Source organism: Maribacter algae, from assembly GCF_047345745.1.
Classification (GTDB): domain Bacteria; phylum Bacteroidota; class Bacteroidia; order Flavobacteriales; family Flavobacteriaceae; genus Maribacter.
The window spans coordinates 457,838-478,206 of sequence record NZ_JBLFES010000001.1 but is presented as its reverse complement, the minus strand read 5'-3'; the positions used below and the strand labels follow the sequence as shown (position 1 = coordinate 478,206).

14 protein-coding genes are annotated in these 20,369 nt (G+C 39.9%); 12 read left to right on the top strand and 2 right to left on the bottom strand.

What is annotated here, in order from left to right:
- Window positions 1–106 precede the first annotated feature (106 nt).
- The 7 genes from ACKWBX_RS02185 to ACKWBX_RS02155 all read left to right on the top strand — a co-directional run bounded on the left by ACKWBX_RS02185 (window position 107) and on the right by ACKWBX_RS02155 (window position 12,954).
- Window positions 107–3,634: a VCBS repeat-containing protein gene (locus ACKWBX_RS02185; RefSeq protein ID WP_413967004.1), complete on the top strand. Its 3,528-nt coding sequence runs from the start codon at window positions 107–109 to the stop codon at window positions 3,632–3,634.
- Window positions 3,631–7,152 (top strand): VCBS repeat-containing protein, encoded by a 3,522-nt coding sequence (locus ACKWBX_RS02180; RefSeq protein ID WP_413967003.1) that lies wholly within the window; start codon window positions 3,631–3,633, stop codon window positions 7,150–7,152. The genes ACKWBX_RS02185 and ACKWBX_RS02180 overlap by 4 nt, the downstream gene beginning before the upstream one ends.
- Window positions 7,149–8,480, top strand: coding sequence for a vanadium-dependent haloperoxidase (locus ACKWBX_RS02175; protein WP_413967002.1), 1,332 nt, complete (start codon window positions 7,149–7,151; stop codon window positions 8,478–8,480). Before ACKWBX_RS02180 ends, ACKWBX_RS02175 begins: the two co-directional genes overlap by 4 nt.
- A 62-nt stretch (window positions 8,481–8,542) precedes the next feature.
- The gene (locus tag ACKWBX_RS02170) at window positions 8,543–9,628 is read left to right on the top strand and encodes an acyltransferase family protein (protein ID WP_413967001.1); all 1,086 of its coding nucleotides are present in this window, start codon (window positions 8,543–8,545) and stop codon (window positions 9,626–9,628) included.
- A gap of 88 nt (window positions 9,629–9,716) precedes the next feature.
- Window positions 9,717–10,640, top strand: coding sequence for a hydroxypyruvate isomerase family protein (locus ACKWBX_RS02165; RefSeq protein ID WP_413967000.1), 924 nt, complete (start codon window positions 9,717–9,719; stop codon window positions 10,638–10,640).
- Window positions 10,641–10,642: 2 nt separating this feature from the next.
- Window positions 10,643–11,593, top strand: coding sequence for a formylglycine-generating enzyme family protein (locus tag ACKWBX_RS02160; protein WP_413967974.1), 951 nt, complete (start codon window positions 10,643–10,645; stop codon window positions 11,591–11,593).
- Between the two features lie 26 nt (window positions 11,594–11,619).
- Entirely contained in the window at window positions 11,620–12,954 is a 1,335-nt protein-coding gene (locus ACKWBX_RS02155) for a Gfo/Idh/MocA family protein (RefSeq protein ID WP_413966999.1), read from the top strand.
- A 126-nt stretch (window positions 12,955–13,080) separates the two neighbouring features.
- On the opposite strand, the gene ACKWBX_RS02150 is transcribed toward ACKWBX_RS02155, so the two are convergent.
- Window positions 13,081–14,052 carry a GntR family transcriptional regulator gene (locus ACKWBX_RS02150; protein ID WP_413966998.1) on the bottom strand — a complete coding sequence of 324 codons (972 nt, stop codon included), beginning with the start codon at window positions 14,050–14,052 and terminating at the stop codon, window positions 13,081–13,083.
- A gap of 257 nt (window positions 14,053–14,309) precedes the next feature.
- On the opposite strand from ACKWBX_RS02150, the gene ACKWBX_RS02145 reads away from it, so the two are divergent.
- Window positions 14,310–14,909 (top strand): hypothetical protein, encoded by a 600-nt coding sequence (locus ACKWBX_RS02145; protein ID WP_413966997.1) that lies wholly within the window; start codon window positions 14,310–14,312, stop codon window positions 14,907–14,909.
- A gap of 27 nt (window positions 14,910–14,936) precedes the next feature.
- The gene (locus ACKWBX_RS02140; protein WP_413966996.1) at window positions 14,937–15,554 is read left to right on the top strand and encodes a hypothetical protein; all 618 of its coding nucleotides are present in this window, start codon (window positions 14,937–14,939) and stop codon (window positions 15,552–15,554) included.
- A gap of 2 nt (window positions 15,555–15,556) precedes the next feature.
- On the opposite strand, the gene ACKWBX_RS02135 is transcribed toward ACKWBX_RS02140, so the two are convergent.
- Window positions 15,557–16,813 (bottom strand): NAD(P)/FAD-dependent oxidoreductase, encoded by a 1,257-nt coding sequence (locus tag ACKWBX_RS02135; protein ID WP_413966995.1) that lies wholly within the window; start codon window positions 16,811–16,813, stop codon window positions 15,557–15,559.
- Window positions 16,814–16,929: 116 nt separating this feature from the next.
- Here ACKWBX_RS02135 and flxA point away from each other — a divergent pair, with 116 nt between their 5' ends.
- The 3 genes from flxA to flxB are packed head-to-tail and all read left to right on the top strand — an operon-like array spanning window position 16,930 to window position 20,362.
- Window positions 16,930–18,465, top strand: a complete 1,536-nt coding sequence (gene flxA / locus ACKWBX_RS02130; RefSeq protein ID WP_413966994.1) for a flexirubin biosynthesis tyrosine ammonia-lyase FlxA — start codon at window positions 16,930–16,932, stop codon at window positions 18,463–18,465.
- The gene (locus ACKWBX_RS02125; protein ID WP_413966993.1) at window positions 18,462–19,586 is read left to right on the top strand and encodes a WG repeat-containing protein; all 1,125 of its coding nucleotides are present in this window, start codon (window positions 18,462–18,464) and stop codon (window positions 19,584–19,586) included. The genes flxA and ACKWBX_RS02125 overlap by 4 nt, the downstream gene beginning before the upstream one ends.
- A 29-nt stretch (window positions 19,587–19,615) precedes the next feature.
- Entirely contained in the window at window positions 19,616–20,362 is a 747-nt protein-coding gene (gene flxB, locus ACKWBX_RS02120) for a flexirubin biosynthesis SDR family reductase FlxB (RefSeq protein WP_413966992.1), read from the top strand.
- Window positions 20,363–20,369 lie beyond the last annotated feature (7 nt).

Sequence of the window (20,369 nt, the reverse complement as noted above, 5' to 3'; positions counted from 1 at the left end):
TTCCAAATATTTAAAACCTCTTTTTAGGGCGAAAAACAAGGGAATCCAATCCATTTTTAAGAGATTGGATTCCTTTTGTTTAATACCTTCTTGCTATCTTAGATTTATGCACCGAGCTATTAGAACAACCTATATTTTTGGCATCATAACACTGATGGTATTTCCATTTTTTTATGGCTGCAATGAGAATAAGAATACTTTATTTCAACAACATCATCCTAATGAGACCAACATTTCATTTTCCAACACTTTGGATTTAAATGGAGAGCTGGTTGTACTCGATTTTGAATATATGTATAACGGTGCGGGAGTAGCGGTAGCAGACTTTGACAATGATGGTTTGCAGGATATCTATTTTACGGGGAACATGGTCAGCAATCGGTTATATAAAAATTTAGGGGATTGGAAATTTAAAGACATCACTACGTCCTCCTTTACAGGTTCTGACGGCTGGTCCAACGGAGTTGCGGTAGTCGATATCAATCAAGATGGGTACAAGGATATTTATGTATGCCGCGGTGGTCCGCGTGGTTCTAGCACCAATAATCGTAAAAATCTTCTTTTTATTAATCAAGGAATCGTTAGTGGTCAGTTGAAATTTGAAGAAAAAGCGGAGGCATGGGGTCTGGCGGATATAAGCTATTCCGTGCAGGCCAATTTCTTTGACTATGATAAGGACGGGGATTTGGATATGTACCTTTTAAGTAATGCCCTAGTGGATTTTAATAGAAATACTTCGCGTCCAAAAGACCGTAGCGGAAAAGCGCCTTCAGTAGATAAATTCTTTAAAAATAACGGAGATGAAACATTTACGGAAGTTTCGCAAGAAGCGGGCATCTTGGTAGAAGGGTTTGGTCTGGGTGTCGAAATCTGTGATATGAATAACGATGGTTGGCCGGATATTTACGTTTCCAACGATTTTCTTACCGATGACCTATTATACATCAACCAAAAAGACGGCACGTTCCAAAACCGGATTTCCGATTATTTTAAACATCTTACGTTTAATGGTATGGGCAACGATATAGCTGATATTAACAACGACGGCCTAATGGACGTTGTGGTCTTGGATATGCTACCACCGGATAATAAACGTTGGAAGTTGACCATGATGGGCAATAATTATGACGAGTTTCAAAACGGACTTTCCTATGGCTACCAACCCCAATACATTAGAAATACCTTACAGCTAAATAATGGCAACGGTTCGTTCAGTGAAATAGGACAATTGGCCGGAATATCCGCAACGGAATGGAGTTGGAGCGCGCTTTTGGCCGATTTTGACCATGACGGACTTAAAGATCTTTGTATTACCAATGGATACCGCCAAGACATTACCAATCTGGATTTTATGGTCTATGGCAACCAGGCCTTGACCATGGGCACGGAAGAAGCGAATAAAAAAGAGCGGTTGGCAGCTTTGAACAGACTAGAAGGAATCAAGAAAACAAATTACCTTTTCAAAAACGAGGGCAACCTTCAATTTAAAAATATATCCCAACAAGCCGGGTTTACAGAACCTACTTACTCCAACGGAATGGCCTATGCCGACTTGGACAATGACGGTGACCTTGATTTGGTCATGAACAATATAGACGACCCGGCAAGTCTGTTGGAAAACACTACCGTTCTACAGGAAGATAATCGTTTTTTGAGAGTCAAATTTCAGGGAGAAGCCCCCAATTTGGAAGGTATTGGAAGTCAAGTAACCCTTTTTTACGAAGGTATATCGCAAAAACAATATTTTACCCCATTTAGGGGGTATTTGTCCACTGTGGAACAAGCCTTACATTTTGGGTTGGGCAACACCAATTCAATAGACAGTTTACAGGTTGTTTGGCACGATGGAAATACTCAAATAGTACACACTATTGAACCCAACCAAGAAATTACCTTACACTATAAGGATGGTGAAACCCTTGAAACTAAATATCCTAATGAGCAGCACGAAACCTTGTTCAGAAAAATAGATAGTGTAGGAATAGACCATACCCATATTGAGGATGATTTTGTAGACTATAAGATTCAAGCCCTGTTACCGCACATGCATTCCCGTAATGGCCCAGGTTTATCCGTAGCCGATGTAAACGGGGATTCACTGGAGGATTTTTACATAGGTGGGGCTACAGGACAGGCGGGCAGCTTGTTCCTCCAACAAACCGATCAAAATTTTAAAAAAATACTGCTTGGTGACGAGAATAAACAGGAGGATATGGGAAGCCTCTTCTTTGATGCGGATAATGATGGCGACCAAGATCTTTACGTCATTAGCGGAGGCTCATCTTTTGAAGCGAACAGTCCGCTATACCAGGATCGGTTATATCAAAATGATGGAAATGGGAATTTCAAAAAGACCGATGCATTACCCGCCATCAACATCAGTGGTTCCGTAGTTACGGCGTCGGATTATGACAAAGACGGGGATTTGGACCTGTTTATAGGCGGAAGGGTACGCCCTGGGGAATATCCGTTACCCGCAAAAAGTGTATTGCTCCAGAATACCACTGAAAAAGAAACTATAACTTTCGTAGCGGACGATCAATCCGCACAACAACTATTTTCGGAACTGGGAATGGTCACCGCAGCTTTATGGACAGACTTTAATGATGATACTTGGCAAGACTTGATCGTGGTGGGCGAATTTATGTCCGTTAGGATATTTCAGAACAACAACGGAACATTAGAGGAGGTTACGGAAAAGTCGGGATTGGCACATACCAAAGGATGGTGGAACAGTATTTCCGGCGGGGATTTTGATAACGATGGCGATACGGATTACATTTTAGGAAATTTAGGGCTTAACAGTAGGTATAGCGCAAGTGCAGAGGAGCCTTTATGCATCTATGCCAATGATTATGATAAAAATGGGCAGATAGATCCCGTAATGTGTTATTATATTGATGGTGAAAATTACGTAGCCCATTCACGCAATGACCTTATAGACCAGATAAACGCTATGCGAGCAAGGTTTAGGACCTATTCGGACTACGCAAACGCCACCTTTGAGGAATCCTTCCTTAAGGAAGAACTTGCCAACGCACACGTTGTAAAAAGCGAAACTTTCGAGAGCAGCTATTTGGAAAATCTGGGCAACGGTAAATTCAAGCTTGTTCCGCTACCCCGTTTTGCACAGACCGCTCCCATTTACGGAACACTGGTAGGAGATTATAATACCGATGGTAATCTAGACATTCTGGCCGTAGGCAATTTTTACAGCGGAGAAGTCTTTGCCGGCAGGTATGATGCTTCTATCGGGTGGTTGATGCAAGGCGACGGAAAGGGAAACTTCACCAATGTTCACGTGACTCAAAGTGGTTTTTACATTCAAGAAGATGCCAAAGGCCTCGTAAATTTGTTTTTGGGAGATAAGGAACTTATCGTTACTGGCATTAATAATAGTGCAACCAAAGTCCATGTAATTGATCAAGGAAATACAAGATTGTATCATCCCAAACCAAATGACATCTGTGCACTGCTTCGTTTTGAAAATGGCAATACCCAAAAAATAGAATTCTATTATGGTTCCGGTTATTTATCTAATCCTTCACGCGTTTTAAAAATTCCAGAAGGGGTTGTATCAGCAGTCATAAAAAATAGTGACGGTAAAGAAACCGAAATTCTTGTGACACCATGAAAAAGAGCTACGTTTTCATTTTCGGCATAGTGTTTTCCATAATTTCTTGTCAAAAAAAGGAGACCGGCCTTTTTAAATTATTGGACGTATCACAAACAGGTATCGATTTTAATAATATAATTCAAGAGAACGATAGTGTCAATGTTTTTGACTATATGAACATCTATACCGGTGCAGGAGTGGCCGTGGGCGATGTAAACAATGACGGGCTTACGGATGTATATTTCAGCGGTAATATGGTATCGGGAAAATTATACCTCAACAAAGGAGATTTAACGTTTGAGGATGTGAGCGACCAAGCTGGAATTTTGAACAATCGCTGGGGCACCGGAGCCACTATGGTAGACATTAACCAAGATGGTTTTTTAGATATTTATGTTTGTGTTTCCGGTGGGGCAAAAGAATCCGAACGGGGCAATATGTTATATATAAATAACGGCCTGTCCCATGGTTCCGGACAAGTGACCTTTACTGAACAAGCTGCAGAATATGGACTTGCCGATACGAGACAGTCCATGCAAGCTGCTTTTTTTGATTATGACAAAGATCAAGATTTGGACATGTATCTTTTGGTAAATCCGGCAGCTTATGAATATCAGGTAAATAACAGTCTCCCCAGAAAACTCAATGGAGAATCCATTAGTAATGATAGGCTATATCAAAACAATGGACCAACAGATGGTTCCGGACAAATCACCTTTACGGATGTATCCCAAGATGCAGGTATTAAAGTAGAAGGTTATGGCCTTGGAGTAGGCATATCCGATGTTAATGGGGACCATTGGCCGGACATCTACATCTCCAATGATTTTATAGGAAACGACATTCTATATGTTAATCAGAAGGATGGTACTTTTAAGGACCAAATTTCGCAACACATAAACCATACTTCTTACGCGGGCATGGGAAACGATATTTCGGACATTGATAACAATGGAAAACCAGATATTATGGTCTTGGACATGCGTCCGGAAGATAATGAACGTCAAAAACTGATCATATCATCCACGGGTTACGATCGTTTTCAAATGATGCTCCAAGCCGGATATGACCCTCAATATAGCAGAAACACGTTACAATTAAACCAAGGAGAGGGCAGGTTTAGTGAAATAGGAAATCTTGCCGGAGTAAGCAGTACAGATTGGAGTTGGAGCGCGCTTTTAGCGGATTATGACAATGACGGTTACAAGGATCTTTACGTTACCAATGGGTTTTTAAGAGATTTAGGAAATCTGGATTATATACATTACCAGGGGATTTACGACAATCCTTTAGGGGAACGCGAAGTTAAGATTCAACAGAAACTAAAATCCATACAAGAATTACCGCCGGCAAAACTAGTTAATTATGCCTATAAAAATGAAGGTGGCATCATGTTTACCGATGTTTCTGAAAATTGGGGCATTACCGATGCTAGCTGTTCCAATGGTGCCGCTTTTGCGGATCTGGACAATGATGGGGATTTGGACCTAGTCGTCAATAATGTAAATCAACCTGCCTTTGTATATGAAAATACTACTACCAATAACCATTATTTAAAAATAAAGCTGGAAGGAAAATCGGGAAATCTAGGCGGTATCGGGGCTAAAATTGATATAAATACGCCATCAGGCTCACAGTATTACCAGCATTTTTTAAGCAGAGGCTATGAGTCCAGTGTGGAACCCATTATCCACTTTGGTTTTGGCACGGATACCATCATTGACCAAATAAAAATTCGATGGCCAGATGATACATTTCAAACTTTAGAAAACGTAAAGACCGATCAACTGATCTTGCTCAAGCAGACAGCGGCAAAATCAAAAGAAAACAGAGCTGAAGCTGATGATACAAATACCTTATTTACAGAGGTTACGGATACTTTGAACGTGGACTATACGCATCAAGAAGATGATATGGTAGACTTTAAACTACAGCCTATTCTTCCGCACATGCACTCCCGTAATGGGCCCGGTGTTTCGGTATCGGACGTTAATGATGATGGGTTAGAGGATTTTTATGTAGGCGGTGCCGCAAACCAGTCAGGAAAATTATTCGTTCAGCAAAAAAATGGTTCGTTTACCTCAAAAGAATGGACCATGGATACGGATAAAGAAGATATGGGCAGCCTCTTTTTTGATGTGGATAATGATGGTGACCAAGATTTATACATTGTTAGCGGTGGAGTACGAACATCGTCTAAATCGGACGTATATCAGGATAGATTATATATAAACGATGGACAAGGAAATTTCAACAAACATACAATTGTACCGGAAATAGCGGTTAGCGGATCTATGGTCACCGCAACCGATTTTGACAAGGACGGTGATTTAGATCTATTCGTTGGCGGAAGGGTAAATCCAGGAAAATATCCTATGCCCGTACAGAGTATGCTATTAGAAAACATAACTAAAACCAAGGACCGACCTGAATTCAAGAATATAGGCCAAAATCTTGCCGGATGGGAAAAGCTTACCATGGTCACTTCTGCCACATGGACAGATTACGATTCGGATGGGTGGATGGATTTAATCGTAGTGGGCGAGTTTATGCCCATTATCCTTTTCCATAATAAAAAAAGGAGGCTTCACTATGTAGAAAATCCCAAAGGATTACAAAAGACCGAAGGTTGGTGGAACAGTATCTCCGGTGCCGATTTTGACGGCGATGGGGATATAGACTATGTTTTGGGCAACTTAGGGCTTAACAGCAAATACAAAGCCTCAAAAGAAGAACCTCTTTGCATCTATGCCAATGATTACGACAAAGATGGCCGTGTAGATCCCGTAATGTGCTATTACATAGATGGTGAAAATTACCTAGCACACTCAAGGGACGAAATTATTAGCCAGATCAGTGCAATGCGCGGTCGGTTCAAAACCTATCAATCCTATTCGGAAACTCCTTTTGAAAAATCTTTTCTACCGGAAGAACTGGATGCTGCCTACGTGGTAAAAAGTCATTTGTTTACAAGTTCGTATATGGAAAATTTGGGAAATGGTTCCTTTAAGCTTACTCCATTACCATTGAGTGTACAAGTAGCCCCAGTTGAGGGCATCGTAATAGACGATTTTAATATTGATGGCAATCTGGATATACTTCTTACCGGAAACTCCTATGCTACCGATGTGGCCACTGGAAGGTATGATGCCTTAATGGGTACTGTCCTAATTGGTAATGGCGATGGAGCTTTTAACACGCTTCCACTTGAAAAAAGTGGGTTTCTTAATAATTTTGACGGAAGCGGATTGGTTTCCCTAAAAAATAAGAACGGAAAATCATGGGTTATCTCCGCAAACAATAATGGCCCTCTAAAAGCTTTTAGGCTTAACGGAAATCATGAAATTCTAGAAATAGCCGCAAACAGCATGTTTGCGGAATTACTATTTGAAAACGGGAACAGTAGAAGGCATGAGTTTCAATATGGGTCTGGCTATCTCTCCCAAAGTTCCAGAAAATTGAGTATTGGCCCGGACGTAAAAGAGGTAAAAGTCACTAATTTCAAAGGGGAAACAAAAACAATATATTCCAAATGAGAAATATCATCGGTTGTATCGTGCTGTTCTTATTTTTTTCGGCATGTCAAAAACCACATAATGAAGAAGGGCTCAATGCTATTTTTGAGAATGCTATCCAAAAATACAATCGCAAACTTACGGATGTCATCGTAACGGATATCTTTACGCCTCCTGTGGCGAGCCGTATTTATGCTTATCCCAATATTGCAGCCTATGAGACCATACGGTTTATGGACACTACGAAACGTTCTCTGGCAGGCCAACTAAACGGATTGGAATCCGTACCCAATCCAAACAAGGGTAAAACCTATTATTATCCATTGGCCTCGATAGTGGCCTTTACCACCGTGGGCGAATCTCTGGTTTATGATTTTGAAAAGATTGAAGCGCAACGCAACAATCTTCTTGCAGAAGTCAAGGAAATGGGTATTGATGAAACTATATATCAGAATTCGTTGGAGCTCGGCAAGAAAATTGGGCAACACATTTTGGCTTGGGCAAACGAAGATGGTTACAAGAGAAGAACTGCACTTCCGCGTTATAGCGTTAGTGACGATCCCGGTCGTTGGCGTCCGACCCCGCCAGATTATATGGAAGCTATTGAACCGCACTGGAACACTATAAGGCCTTTTGTTCTGGACTCAGCCGGACAATTTGACCCCGGCCTACCAACAAAATTTGAACTGGACGAAGATTCCAAGTTTTTTCAGGAGGCGAGAGAAGTTTATCAAACGGTGCTAAAGCTTTCTCCAGAACAATTGGAAATTGCCAAATTTTGGGATTGCAACCCCAATATTTCAACTACCAAAGGCCATGTAATGTATTTTCAGCAGCAAATATCCCCCGGAGGACACTGGATTCATATTACCGCACAAGTGTTGGAACAAGAACAGAAGGGCATCGTAAATGATGCTGCAATTATGACCCAGACAAGTATTGCCATTGCGGATGCTTTTATTAGTTGTTGGGATCAAAAATACAAGAGTTCCCTCACCCGTCCCGAGACATTTATCAACAATTATATAGACCAAGACTGGGAACCAATTTTACAGACCCCTGCATTTCCCGAGCATACTTCCGGTCATAGCGTAGCTTCCTCGGCGGCAGCAACAGTATTGACCGGTCTTCTAGGAGAAAACTATTCTTTCTCCGATGCTACCGAAGTTCCTTATGGGCTGCCCGTAAGAAAATACAATTCTTTCTTTGAAGCTTCGGAAGAAGCTGCAATCAGTAGATTGTATGGTGGCATTCATTACAAACCGGCTATTGAGCTAGGTGTAGCACAAGGAAAAAATATTGGAGCGTACGTTTTAGAAAAAATAAACTTTACTGCTGCAAAAGAATAATATAAAAATCAACCATGGAACATCCAAATAAGCCGAATCTGAAGAAAGAAAAAACAACAACGTTGAGTAAGAGACTTTTTTCTTTAGACGTATTTCGAGGGTTGACCATGTTTTTACTTATTGCAGAAGCGGCAGGGTTTCATCATAATTTTTATGAACTGGTAAAAGACCAACCGTTTCTTTCTGTCTTGGCCAAACAATTGCACCATCATCCATGGCATGGATTTCGTTTTTGGGATTTAATACAACCCTTTTTCATGTTTATCGTTGGTGTTGCCATGCCTTTTTCAATTGGTAAACGCTTAACGAAAAGCACAAAAGGCAGTGTAACCAAACATATTTTAAAAAGATGTTTTTTACTGTTCGCATTTGGGGTGCTATTACACTGTGTGTACAGTCATGCCTTGGTCTGGGAACTCTGGAACGTTCTGGTACAGTTGGCTTTTACCATTCTAATTGCCTATAGCATTATGAATTTATCGCACCGTAATCAGTTGCTGATTTCAGTCGCACTATTGGTACTGACCGAAATACTGTATAGAACATACGACCCTTCAGCTCCTTACAATCAAAGAGCAAGTTTTGGTTCCTTTATGGATCAAATATTCATGGGCAAGATTAATGATGACGGTTGGGTTACCATAAATTTTATCCCAACGGCGGCACACACCATTTGGGGAGTATTATGCGGACAGATATTGCTCAAAAAAGGTGACGCCATTAAAAAGCTAAAAACCTTTTTGCTTTGGGGTGGCATTGCTGTGTTGTTAGGTATTGCTTTGGAAATATTCAATATAACCCCCATCATAAAAAGACTGGCCACTACTTCTTTTACTTTATTGTCCGGGGGGATTACAATTTTGATTTTAACGTTGTTCTATTGGTTCATTGATGTAAAGGGAAATACCGGAAAATGGATGCGTATTTTTTCAGTAGTCGGTACCAATTCCATTTTTATTTATCTGTTTGCGGAAACGGTAGGCGTACAATGGTTTAGGGGGTTTGGTAAAATCTTTACCAATGGGTTGTTACAACCTATTGGGGTTGGCGATGATGGTATTGCAGTTGTAAATGCGCTCTTTGTCCTTTTTATGTTTTGGTACATAACTTATTTTCTGGACAAGAAGAATGTTTATTTTAAAGTATAGTCAAATTGATTTTTTCTATTTGGATGACTTCTATTTGATTATCATTATCTTAAGAGTCGAATTTTTTAAATAATAAATCACACCGATAATGAAAAGAAGGGATTTTATTCAAAAGAACCTAATTGCCTCTACTGCGGTAGGATTAACAGGTGTTGGTGCCTATGCATCAAAAAATGTAGCGAATGAAGTGCTAAAAAACACTTTTCAATTGAATTATGCGCCGCATATCGGGATGTTTAAAAATCATGCCGGCAATGACCCGATCGCAGAGCTCGAATTTATGGCAGATCAGGGTTTCACCGCTTTTGAAGATAACGGAATGAAGCAACGCCCTTTAGCCCTACAAGAGCAAATGGCTAAAACTATGGGCAAAAGAAATTTACAGATGGGTGTTTTTGTCGCTCATGAAATCTATTGGAAAGAACCCAATCTTACCAACGGTGACGAAACACTTAGGGAAAAATTTTTAAGTGAAATTAAAGCTTCCGTTGAAGTTGCCAAAAGAGTAAATGCCAAATGGATGACCGTAGTCCCGGGCCATTTAGATTTAAGGCTTAGCATGGGGTATCAAACAGCAAATGTTGTTGAAAGCTTAAAAAGGGCCAGTGCTATTTTAGAACCTCATGGGTTGATTATGGTTTTGGAACCTCTCAATTTTAGAGATCATCCAGGCTTATTCCTTACGGAGAGTCCACAGGCCCATGAAGTTTGCAAAGCTGTGGATAGTCCGTCCTGTAAAATACTTTTTGACATCTACCATCAACAAATCCAAGAGGGTAACCTTATTCCAAATATAGATGCTTGCTGGGAAGAGATAGCCTATTTTCAAATTGGGGATAATCCAGGTAGAAATGAACCTACAACAGGGGAAATCAACTATAAGAATGTGTTCAAACATATCCATTCAAAAGGATTTGATGGTATTATGGGCATGGAGCACGGAAACAGTGGAGAAGGAAAAGAAGGGGAATTGGCAGTTATTGAAGCCTATAAAAAATCAGATGCGTTTTGATTGTGAAAACCAATCCTATTTTAATATTATTTTTAGTTGTTCCCCTATTTTGGAGTTATTCCCAAAAGAATAAATATGTTCAAGTATTGCCCAATAGTGATTTCACTATAGAAATGGTACCTGTTACATCAGGAGAATTTAAAATGGGAAGTCCAAATAATGAAGTAGGTCGAGAGAATGACGAAGGTCCGCAACGAGATGTAAAGATTGAAGGTTTTTGGATGGCAAGCAAGGAGATAACTTGGAATGTATACCACCTTTTTTTAGAGCGAAGTTTGGACAACGCCAAGTATAGTGAAAAAGGGCAAGAGGTTTCCATAACACCTGATGCCGTTTCGGGAGCTACTATTCCCTATGTAGATATGAGTTTAGGTATGGGAACAGGTAAAAACCTTCCTGTAGGAAACATAACGCAATTGGGTGCATCCAAGTTCTGCGAATGGCTTTCAGCGGTTACCGGAAATTTCTATAGATTGCCAACAGAGGCAGAATGGGAATATGCCGCAAGGGCCGGTAGCAGTGAACCTTATTTCTTCTCGGAAAATGATTCTTTATCATCCTACGCTTGGTATAGTGCAAATAGTAATGAGACCTATCATAAAGTAGGTCAAAAAAAGCCAAATCCTTGGGGATTATATGATATATACGGCAATGTTGCGGAATGGACCTTGGATCAATACGTTGTTGATGCTTATGAGAAAAAGTATGGCCAATTTGTCCCTGTTAAAAAAGAATTTCCGGCAGCGGTTCGCGGAGGTTCATATAAGGACGGTCCAAAGGATTTAAGAAGTGCCTCAAGGCAGGCGTCAAAACCTGTTTGGAAACAACGGGACCCACAGTTTCCAAAAAGTAAGTGGTGGAATACAGATGCACCATTCGTGGGATTTAGAATAGTGAGACCCTACAAGACTCCGGATAAAGAAAATCAGGATAATTTCTGGTTAAAAAAATAAAACCTGTAAAACCAATAAATAGAACCATGAAAAAAGATAAAGCTTCAAACAGTAAGAATACACGAAGAGATTTTGTTAAGAATACAACGCTATTATCGGCAGGTATGTTATTGCCCACTTTGGAAGTTGGCGCTATGGCCAATGTTTTTGAAAATAAGAAATTGAAGCTTGCCCTTGTAGGTTGTGGAGGCAGGGGTTCAGGAGCGGCCGATCAGGCATTACAGGCAGATGACAATGTTGAATTGGTAGCTATGGCAGATGCTTTTGAGGATAGGCTAACTTCCAGTTTTAATAATCTAAGCGAAAAGTATGAAGGAACGGGGAAGATAAACGTGAAGGAAAAAAACCGATTTGTAGGTTTTGATGCTTACAAAAAAGCGATAGAGCTTTCGGATGTAGTTATTTTGGCAACTCCTCCAGGATTTAGGCCACAACATTTTGCCTATGCCGTAGAAAATGACAAGCACATCTTTATGGAAAAACCATTGGCTACGGATGTACCCGGTATTCGGAAAGTTTTGGAAATGGCAGAAGTGGCCAAAGCCAAAAAGTTAAATGTGGTAGTAGGTTTACAACGCCACTACCAAGAAAACTATTTAAAAACATTGGATTTGATCAAACAGGATACTATAGGTAAAATAGTTTCCGGTCAAGTATACTGGAACAGTGCCGGGGTTTGGGTAAGACCTCGAAAACCAGAATATACGGAAATGGAGTATCAGATGCGAAACTGGTATTATTTCAATTGGTTATGCGGAGATCATATTTTGGAACAACACATACATAATATTGATGTAGCCAACTGGTTTATTGGGGAATATCCTGTTTCGGCACAGGGAATGGGTGGTAGAACGGTTCGTACAGGAAAGGAACATGGAGAGATATTTGACCATCATTTTGTAGAATACACCTACCCTAGCGGAGCTGTTGTTGCCAGTCAATGCAGACATCAGCCAAATACTATGAATCGTGTAGGAGAGGCATTTCAAGGCACAAAAGGTTCTGTGGTTACTAATGATGCCGGTATTGCTAAAATTGTAGACTTAAACGGAAAAGAATTGCACTCCATTTCCAACAGTGAAGGTCATAATCCATATCAAGAGGAACATAACCAGCTTTTTGCCGCAATAAGGAACAACGAAACGATTAATAACGGTGAATATGGAGCTAAAAGTACAATGGCCGCTATTTTGGGAAGAATGGCCACCTATAGCGGAAAAGTAGTTACATGGGGTGAAGCTATGAAGTCTGATTTAAAACTGGTTCCCGATGAACTGTCCTGGAACACAAAACCACCGGTCATGCCAAATGAAGACGGATTCTATTCCGTACCCGTTCCTGGTAAAACTACTGTAATTTAATTTGGAGAAACACTAAGATAATGTGTTGTTACAGCAGATGGTACGGTATTCATGTGAGTAAGCTATAGATTAGGCGACTAAGTATGGCGAGAATAGCGGTCGGTATCTTTTGGGATCTTTACGACGCTAAAGAGAATTTCGCCGTATAAGATTGGAAGGCATTATAATTTGGGAAGTCTCGCCATTTTTAATGTGCTTTGCCGCCTTCCTTGCCATCTCCTTGAAGTCTGTAGAAATGGTGGTAATACCACCAGCTACCAACTCCTTAACGGTATGGTCGTCATGGGACAATATACCTATATCCCTGCCTACAATATATTCTTCGTTTCTTGCATCACGAAGCACTTCCCATAAATAGGTGTCACTGATAAAGAAATAAAGATTTCCTTTTTCCAACATGCCGGAGTCATAATTTTCCAAAACTTCGCCCTGTATCTTGTAATCTTCCAAGAAGCGCTTATAGGCTTTCAATATACCTAAAGGGTAATCGGCATTTTCCAAAAAAAATAAATTGAATTTTTTAAATTTTCTTATGGATGGCAACAGTTCTACCAATTTGGAATAGGTAGATACTTCAAACTCCTGAGAGATATAGGAGTATTCTTTTCCAACGGATAAAAATCTATCGATCACCAATAGTTTTTTAGGCGCTATGGCCTTGAGCATTACTTTTACCGAAGGGTGCTGTATGGGAGCTATCACATACATTCCGTACTTGCCCATGATATTGGTCATCATGGACTCGAACATGGAAAGATTGTTATGGTGAAAAAAAACATCTATCTGAAAACGTTTGCCCAGTTCTTTTCTGAAGGTATTGTAAAATTCTTCCTGAAAACGTTGAAATGAAAACAATAGCAAAGCGATCTTCAAGGTCACTTTTGTTTCCTCGCTTATAATAAAATAGCCCTTTAATTTTTTTGACTCTACCAATCCCCGTTCCTTGAGCTCTTCATAGGCTTTTACTATGGTTTTTCTGGCGAAGCCCATCTCGGCCACCATCGCGTTTATAGAAGGGAGTTGGTCGCCCGTTTTAAGAACTCCACTATCTATTGCCTCAATAATTCCCAACACCAATTGTTCGTGTTTGGAAAGCATATTTACTTTCTCTAATTGCTTTATTTTATGAATTAAGGCCACGTAAGGAAGCGAAGAATTATGAATGAACGAATAAAATAATCTTGTAATATTACAAAGAAACAGTTAAAACGATGGAACTTCTGTTTTTTAATTGATTAAATGAAGTAACATATCGTTAACCGGACAGAAACAAGACTGCATTGGAACCGCATTGAATTACTCAAAAGTTTCCGTACCTTTCTTATGAATTTGACAACCTTCAAATACCGATAGCCATGAAAAAAATAATCCTGATTTTTCTTTGTATAGGAACAACCGTTGCCTCTGCACAAAAATATAAGTCACTGGACGGAGATATTAAAAATTTGAAAGGAATCACCAGTTACACTTTGGAATTTGATTACTCCAATCTGGAAATCCCAAAATATGATTCCGAGGAGGACTTTTTAGCCGATAAAATGCAGGCGCGTGAGGAAAAAGAAGCCGGCGGTGGAGAAAAATTCAAGAATTCATGGCTTTCGGATAGGGAAGAATTTTACGAACCAAAATTTATCGAGTCTTTTAATAAGCGTTTTGATGGCGCCGTTACCGTTGGAAAGGATTTAAACGATGCGCAATATACCATGTTGGTTCATACCAATCTTATCTATGCGGGTTACAACGTGGGTGTTTGGAGACAAAATGCCAAGATAGACGCTACTATAAAAGTTTATGAAACGGCAAATCCGGAAACCATTATCTTTTCAGGCAAATATGTAGATGTACCGGGAGGAGGAGCTGCAGGTTATGATTTTAATACAGGTTATAGAATTTCCGAAGCCTATGCAAAACTTGCCAAATCCATAGCCGGACTGATAAAAAAGAAAGCAAAATAATTATTGTTAAAAACAACTATTCTTTAATTGAAAAATATACTCTTACTAAGCCTAAAAATTACTTCATTAATAATAGTTTCTTCTCATTTTTTACATGCTCAAAAAATTAGAACTGCAAATGGGAGCTTAGAAAAGCTTAAAGGTATTTTAGATTACAATATTGAATTTAAGTATGTAGATTCCGATTCAATGAGGATTCCGAAATATGACTCAGAGAGAGATTTCCTTCAATTCCAATTTAATAAAAAAGAAAAGGTTCAAAATGGTTTGGGAGAAAAATTTAAGGAGGAATGGTTTAGTAATAGAAAAAACCTATACGAACCGGCTTTCATAAAATCCTTCAATGATTTTCAATTGAAAAAAAGAGAAGTGAATATTTCAACTGATGAGGAAAGTGATTTCACTATAGAAATAACAACTTTGTTAACTTATCCGGGATATTATATTACAGTATATTATGAGCATACCAAGTTAGAAGTAGTAATGAAAATTTATAGAACAGAGCAAAAAAGTGACATTCTTTATACTTCTGAAACAATAAAAACAGAAGCAGTTGAAGGTGGAAATACCGATGCCATACGAATAACTGCTGCCTATGAAAACTTAGGACGTATCCTTTCTAAATTTTTACACAGAAAAACATAAGGTTATTTGAACGAAGTCGCTGCCGCTTCCTTCTCCATATCCGTAATATGCGCTACAGTGCGGACCAATCTATGATGATTTTTTACGAACGGATTCGTCTGATCCCAAACATAACCTGCCAAAACAGCGCATATCTGTGATTTTATAACCGGGTTTTCGGAATCCGTAAAGAATATTTTCTGGAGATTCCCAGTATACCATTCCTTTACATAGGTCGAAAATACATTTACGCCATCTAACATATGTTGCGAATAATCCGTTTCCCAATCTACCGTTTCGCCCTTTAATTCTTTCGCGATCATTTTTGCGGCCAAATGGGCAGACTCGGTGGCAAAGGTTACTCCAGAGGAAAAAACGGGATCTAAAAACTCAGCACTGTTTCCGGTCAATACAAAACCGTCACCGTATAGTTTCGTTACGGATTTGGCAATGTTCTTTATCATTTTAGGTTCAAATGCATAGGGCAGACCTTCAAAACGGTCTAAATAATGGCTGCTCAGTTTCATCATTTCCCTAAGCTTGTCTTCATTGTTACCTTTAAAAGATTCTAGATAATTCGTAGGACCAACGTAGCCGATGCTCGTGTAGCCGTTGGAAAAAGGAATCACCCATAGCCAAGTTTCCCGGCTTACAATGTCAAAAGTAATACGATGGCCTTCCCAACCTTCCGGTCGCCTAACATCCTCTACATGGGTAAAAATGGAGGAATGTTTGGGTATTTCGGAAGGCTTGTCCAAACCTAACAGTCTGGGCAGCACCCTCCCAAAACCGCTGGAATCTATAATATATTTTGCTTCAATTTGTGATGAATTTCCATCAATATCCAAAATGGTGGTCGCGGAACTCCCATCCTCGGAGAACTCTACAGCGGTCACTTCTTTCTCAAAATCGATATCGATTCCTCTCCTTTCAAGTTCATCCGTAAGGGTTTTGTCAAATTCTGCCCTTGGCACCTGCCATGTCCAATTCCAACCATCCGTATGTTTTTTACTAAAATCGAACTCACAAGCCTTTGGTCCCTGTAAAAACCGTGCTCCGGTCTTCACCTCAAAGCCTTTTTCCTTCAGGCAGTCTATTAAACCGACCGCTTCAAAATGGTCCATACATCTTGGAATAAGGCTTTCACCAATAACAAAACGTGGAAATTTATTTTTCTCGACAACCTTTACGGTAAACCCATTGTTATGAAGATAAGATGCGGCCACGGAACCCGATGGACCGGCACCAATTATAAGGACATCAACTTTTTCCCTTCCCATAGTTTTATTTTGACTTGATTCTTGTTGCAAAGTCTGTAAATATTTTATTTTTGCGAATCAAGTTGCTTATTTTTACGCACTAAGGTATTATTTATACCGGATAGAATCAACCATACATGCCAGAAATTAAAGAGAAGTTAGGAATAACGGAGTTTTATGATGTGATTTTTGAAGGAAAATCCGTCACGCTACACCAGACATTAGTAGACAGGGTTCAGAAGAGTTTTGATTTTTTAAAGGAATTTTCTAAAAACAAGGTCATCTACGGCGTAAATACCGGTTTTGGACCTATGGCCCAATACAAAATAAAGGATTCCGAGACCATACAGTTACAATATAACCTTATCAGAAGCCATGCTTCGGGCACTGGTAATCCTATACCCCCCAAATATGTGAAAGCGGCCATGTTGGCCAGATTGAATACCTTGAGTTTAGGTAATTCCGGAGTACATATTTCTGTTATCGAGGTGATGACAGAACTGCTGAACAGAGATATTATACCGCTAATTTATGAGCATGGAGGTGTGGGTGCCAGTGGGGATTTAGTGCAATTGGCACATTTGGCCTTGGTACTGATAGGTGAAGGGGAAGTTTTCTACAAAGGAGATAGGAAACCTACAGCGGAGGTTTTTAGGTTGGAAGGCATTACACCGATATCGGTAGCATTACGGGAAGGTCTGGGTCTCATTAACGGAACTTCCGTAATGACTGGAATCGGTATCGTAAATACGATTTATACAAGACGTTTATTAGAATGGGTCATTTGCTGTTCGTCCGCCATCAATGAAATTATGGAAGCGTATGACGACCATCTTTCCTATGATCTAAATCAAACCAAGAAGCATTTGGGCCAGCGTGAAATAGCACGTTCCATGAGAAGTCATCTAGAGGACAGCACGCTTACGCGAAAACGCGAACACCATTTATATACCGATAATAACGGAGTTTCCGTTTTTGAGGAAAAAGTACAGGAATACTATTCCATACGATGCGTTCCCCAAATATTGGGACCTGTTTTGGATACTTTGGACGAAGTAGAGCGCATCCTTATTGAAGAGGTGAATTCTGCTAATGACAACCCAATCGTAAATGTAGAAAAACAACATGTTTACCACGGAGGAAATTTTCATGGGGACTATGTCTCCCTAGAAATGGACAAGCTTAAAATTGTGGTGACCAAAATGAGTATGCTGGCAGAAAGGCAGCTCAATTATTTGTTGAATTCAAAGCTAAACGATATTTTGCCTCCATTCGTAAATTTAGGTACCTTAGGGTTAAACTTTGGAATGCAGGGCGTGCAGTTTACGGCTACCTCCACTACGGCCGAAAACCAAATGCTTTCCAACCCAATGTATGTACACAGTATTCCGAACAATAATGATAATCAGGATATTGTAAGCATGGGCACCAATGCGGCACTTATTGCAAAGAAGGTAATTGAAAATGCGTTTGAAGTCGTAGCGATAGAAATGATAACCGTTGTACAGGCCATAGAATATCTTGGTGTACAGGACAAAGTTTCTTCCAAGACCAAAAAAATGTACGACGCCGTTCGTAAGATAGTTCCCCCGTTCAAAGAAGACGAGGTCATGTACCCGTATGTTAATGAAGTTAAGAACTATATTATAAACCATCAAAATAAGAAGTCATGAAATCATTTTTAACCTTATTGTTAACCTTTTGTCTCACTTTTTCGTTTGCGCAAGAATTGGCCTTGGTCCGTGAAGATGGCCTTTTTGGATACATCAATAAATCAGGGGAATATGTAATAAAACCACAGTTTACAAAAGCAAAAAGTTTCTCCGAGGGACTGGCCGCCGTGGAGAAAGGAAAATCCTGGGGATTCATAGACTCTTCCGGGGAATGGGCACTTGAGCCTGAATATGATAAAGTAAAATATTTCAATTCTGGATATGCTTTGGTATTACAGAGCGACCAATGGCACTACATTGATAAATCCGGCAAAAAACTGGATACACCCATTGCCGATAAATATTTCGATTTTATTGACGGCGTGGCACTCATCAAAAAAGACGACCAAGTGGGGCTCCTTGGAACGGACGGTAAAATGATTATGGAGCCTAGCTTTGAAGAGGTCAAAAAATTTAGGAATGGTTATGCCAAAGCCCGAAAAGGAGATTCTTGGGGAATGATTGACAGTACAGGTAAAACCATAATTCCTTTTGAGTACGATGAAATAGGAAATACCTACAGTGAATTTGGGGTTTATGGAAAAAAAGGGGAAGCTTTTGGCATCATACATAATGGCAACTTCAATGTTGTGGCCGGTGCCGATAAAATATGGAATTTCCATGGAGATTCCGGACTCACCTATGCAAGAAAAAATAAGAAAACAGGTTTTGTGAATTCAAAAGGAGAATGGGTTATAGAACCAACTTTTGATAAGGCCCGTGCATTTTCCAAAGGTTTGGCACCTGTGGCCAACGGAAAACAATGGGGATTCATTAATCCAGATGGGGAAACCGTGATAGCTTTACAATATAAGGATGCAGAAGTTTTTTCAGATAATGGCCTGGCTCCCGTAAAAGAGAAAGATTGGGGATTTATTGATACTTCGGGAAATATGATCATCCCAACGGATTATAGCATCACTGCCGGCTTGGCATTCCTTGCTGGAAACAACGATAAAGGTTTTAATGGAGATATAGCTCGATTAAAATCCAAAAAAGGTTGGGGATTCTTTAATACCAAAGGGGAACTCTTAGGGAACAAATGGTACCAGAATGCAGAGCCGTTTGTTAACATGAAGTAACCCTACCCCCATCTCGGAAATAATTGCGAATGAAGAAAGAAAAAACAAAATATGCGCTGATTACAGGTGGCTCTAGAGGAATAGGTAGGGCCATTTGTTTACAATTGGCCAAAGATTTAGATTATAGATTGCTTATAAACTACCAAGGTAACAAACAGGCGGCCGAGGAAACCCTTGAAATGGTTTCTGAATCGGGTGGAACCGGTGAGTTACTCCAATTTGACGTTACGGATGCCGAAAGTGTAAAATCCACTTTAGAAAACTGGCATGAAACCAACGAGGATGGGATTATTGAAGTCTTGGTCAATAATGCAGGAATTACAAAGGATGGCATGTTTATGTGGATGACCCAAGAAGATTGGTCTTCCGTCATTAACACTAGTCTAAATGGTTTCTTTAACGTGACCAATGCCCTCATTCAGAAATTATTGGTGAACAAATACGGTAGGATTATCAACATGGTCTCTGTTTCCGGATTAAAAGGTACTCCTGGCCAGACCAATTATTCTGCGGCAAAAAGTGCCGTTATAGGAGCTACTAAAGCTTTGGCACAAGAAGTAGCAAAAAGAAACGTTACTGTAAATGCCGTTGCACCAGGCTTTATTGCCACCGATATGACTGCCGAGTTGGATGAATCGGAATTAAAGAAAATGATTCCGTTGAACAGATTTGGAAAAGCAGAGGAAGTGGCCCATGTGGTTTCCTTTTTGGCGTCTGACAAAGCGTCTTATATTACAGGTGAAGTAATCAATATCAACGGCGGAATATATTCTTAATGGAATA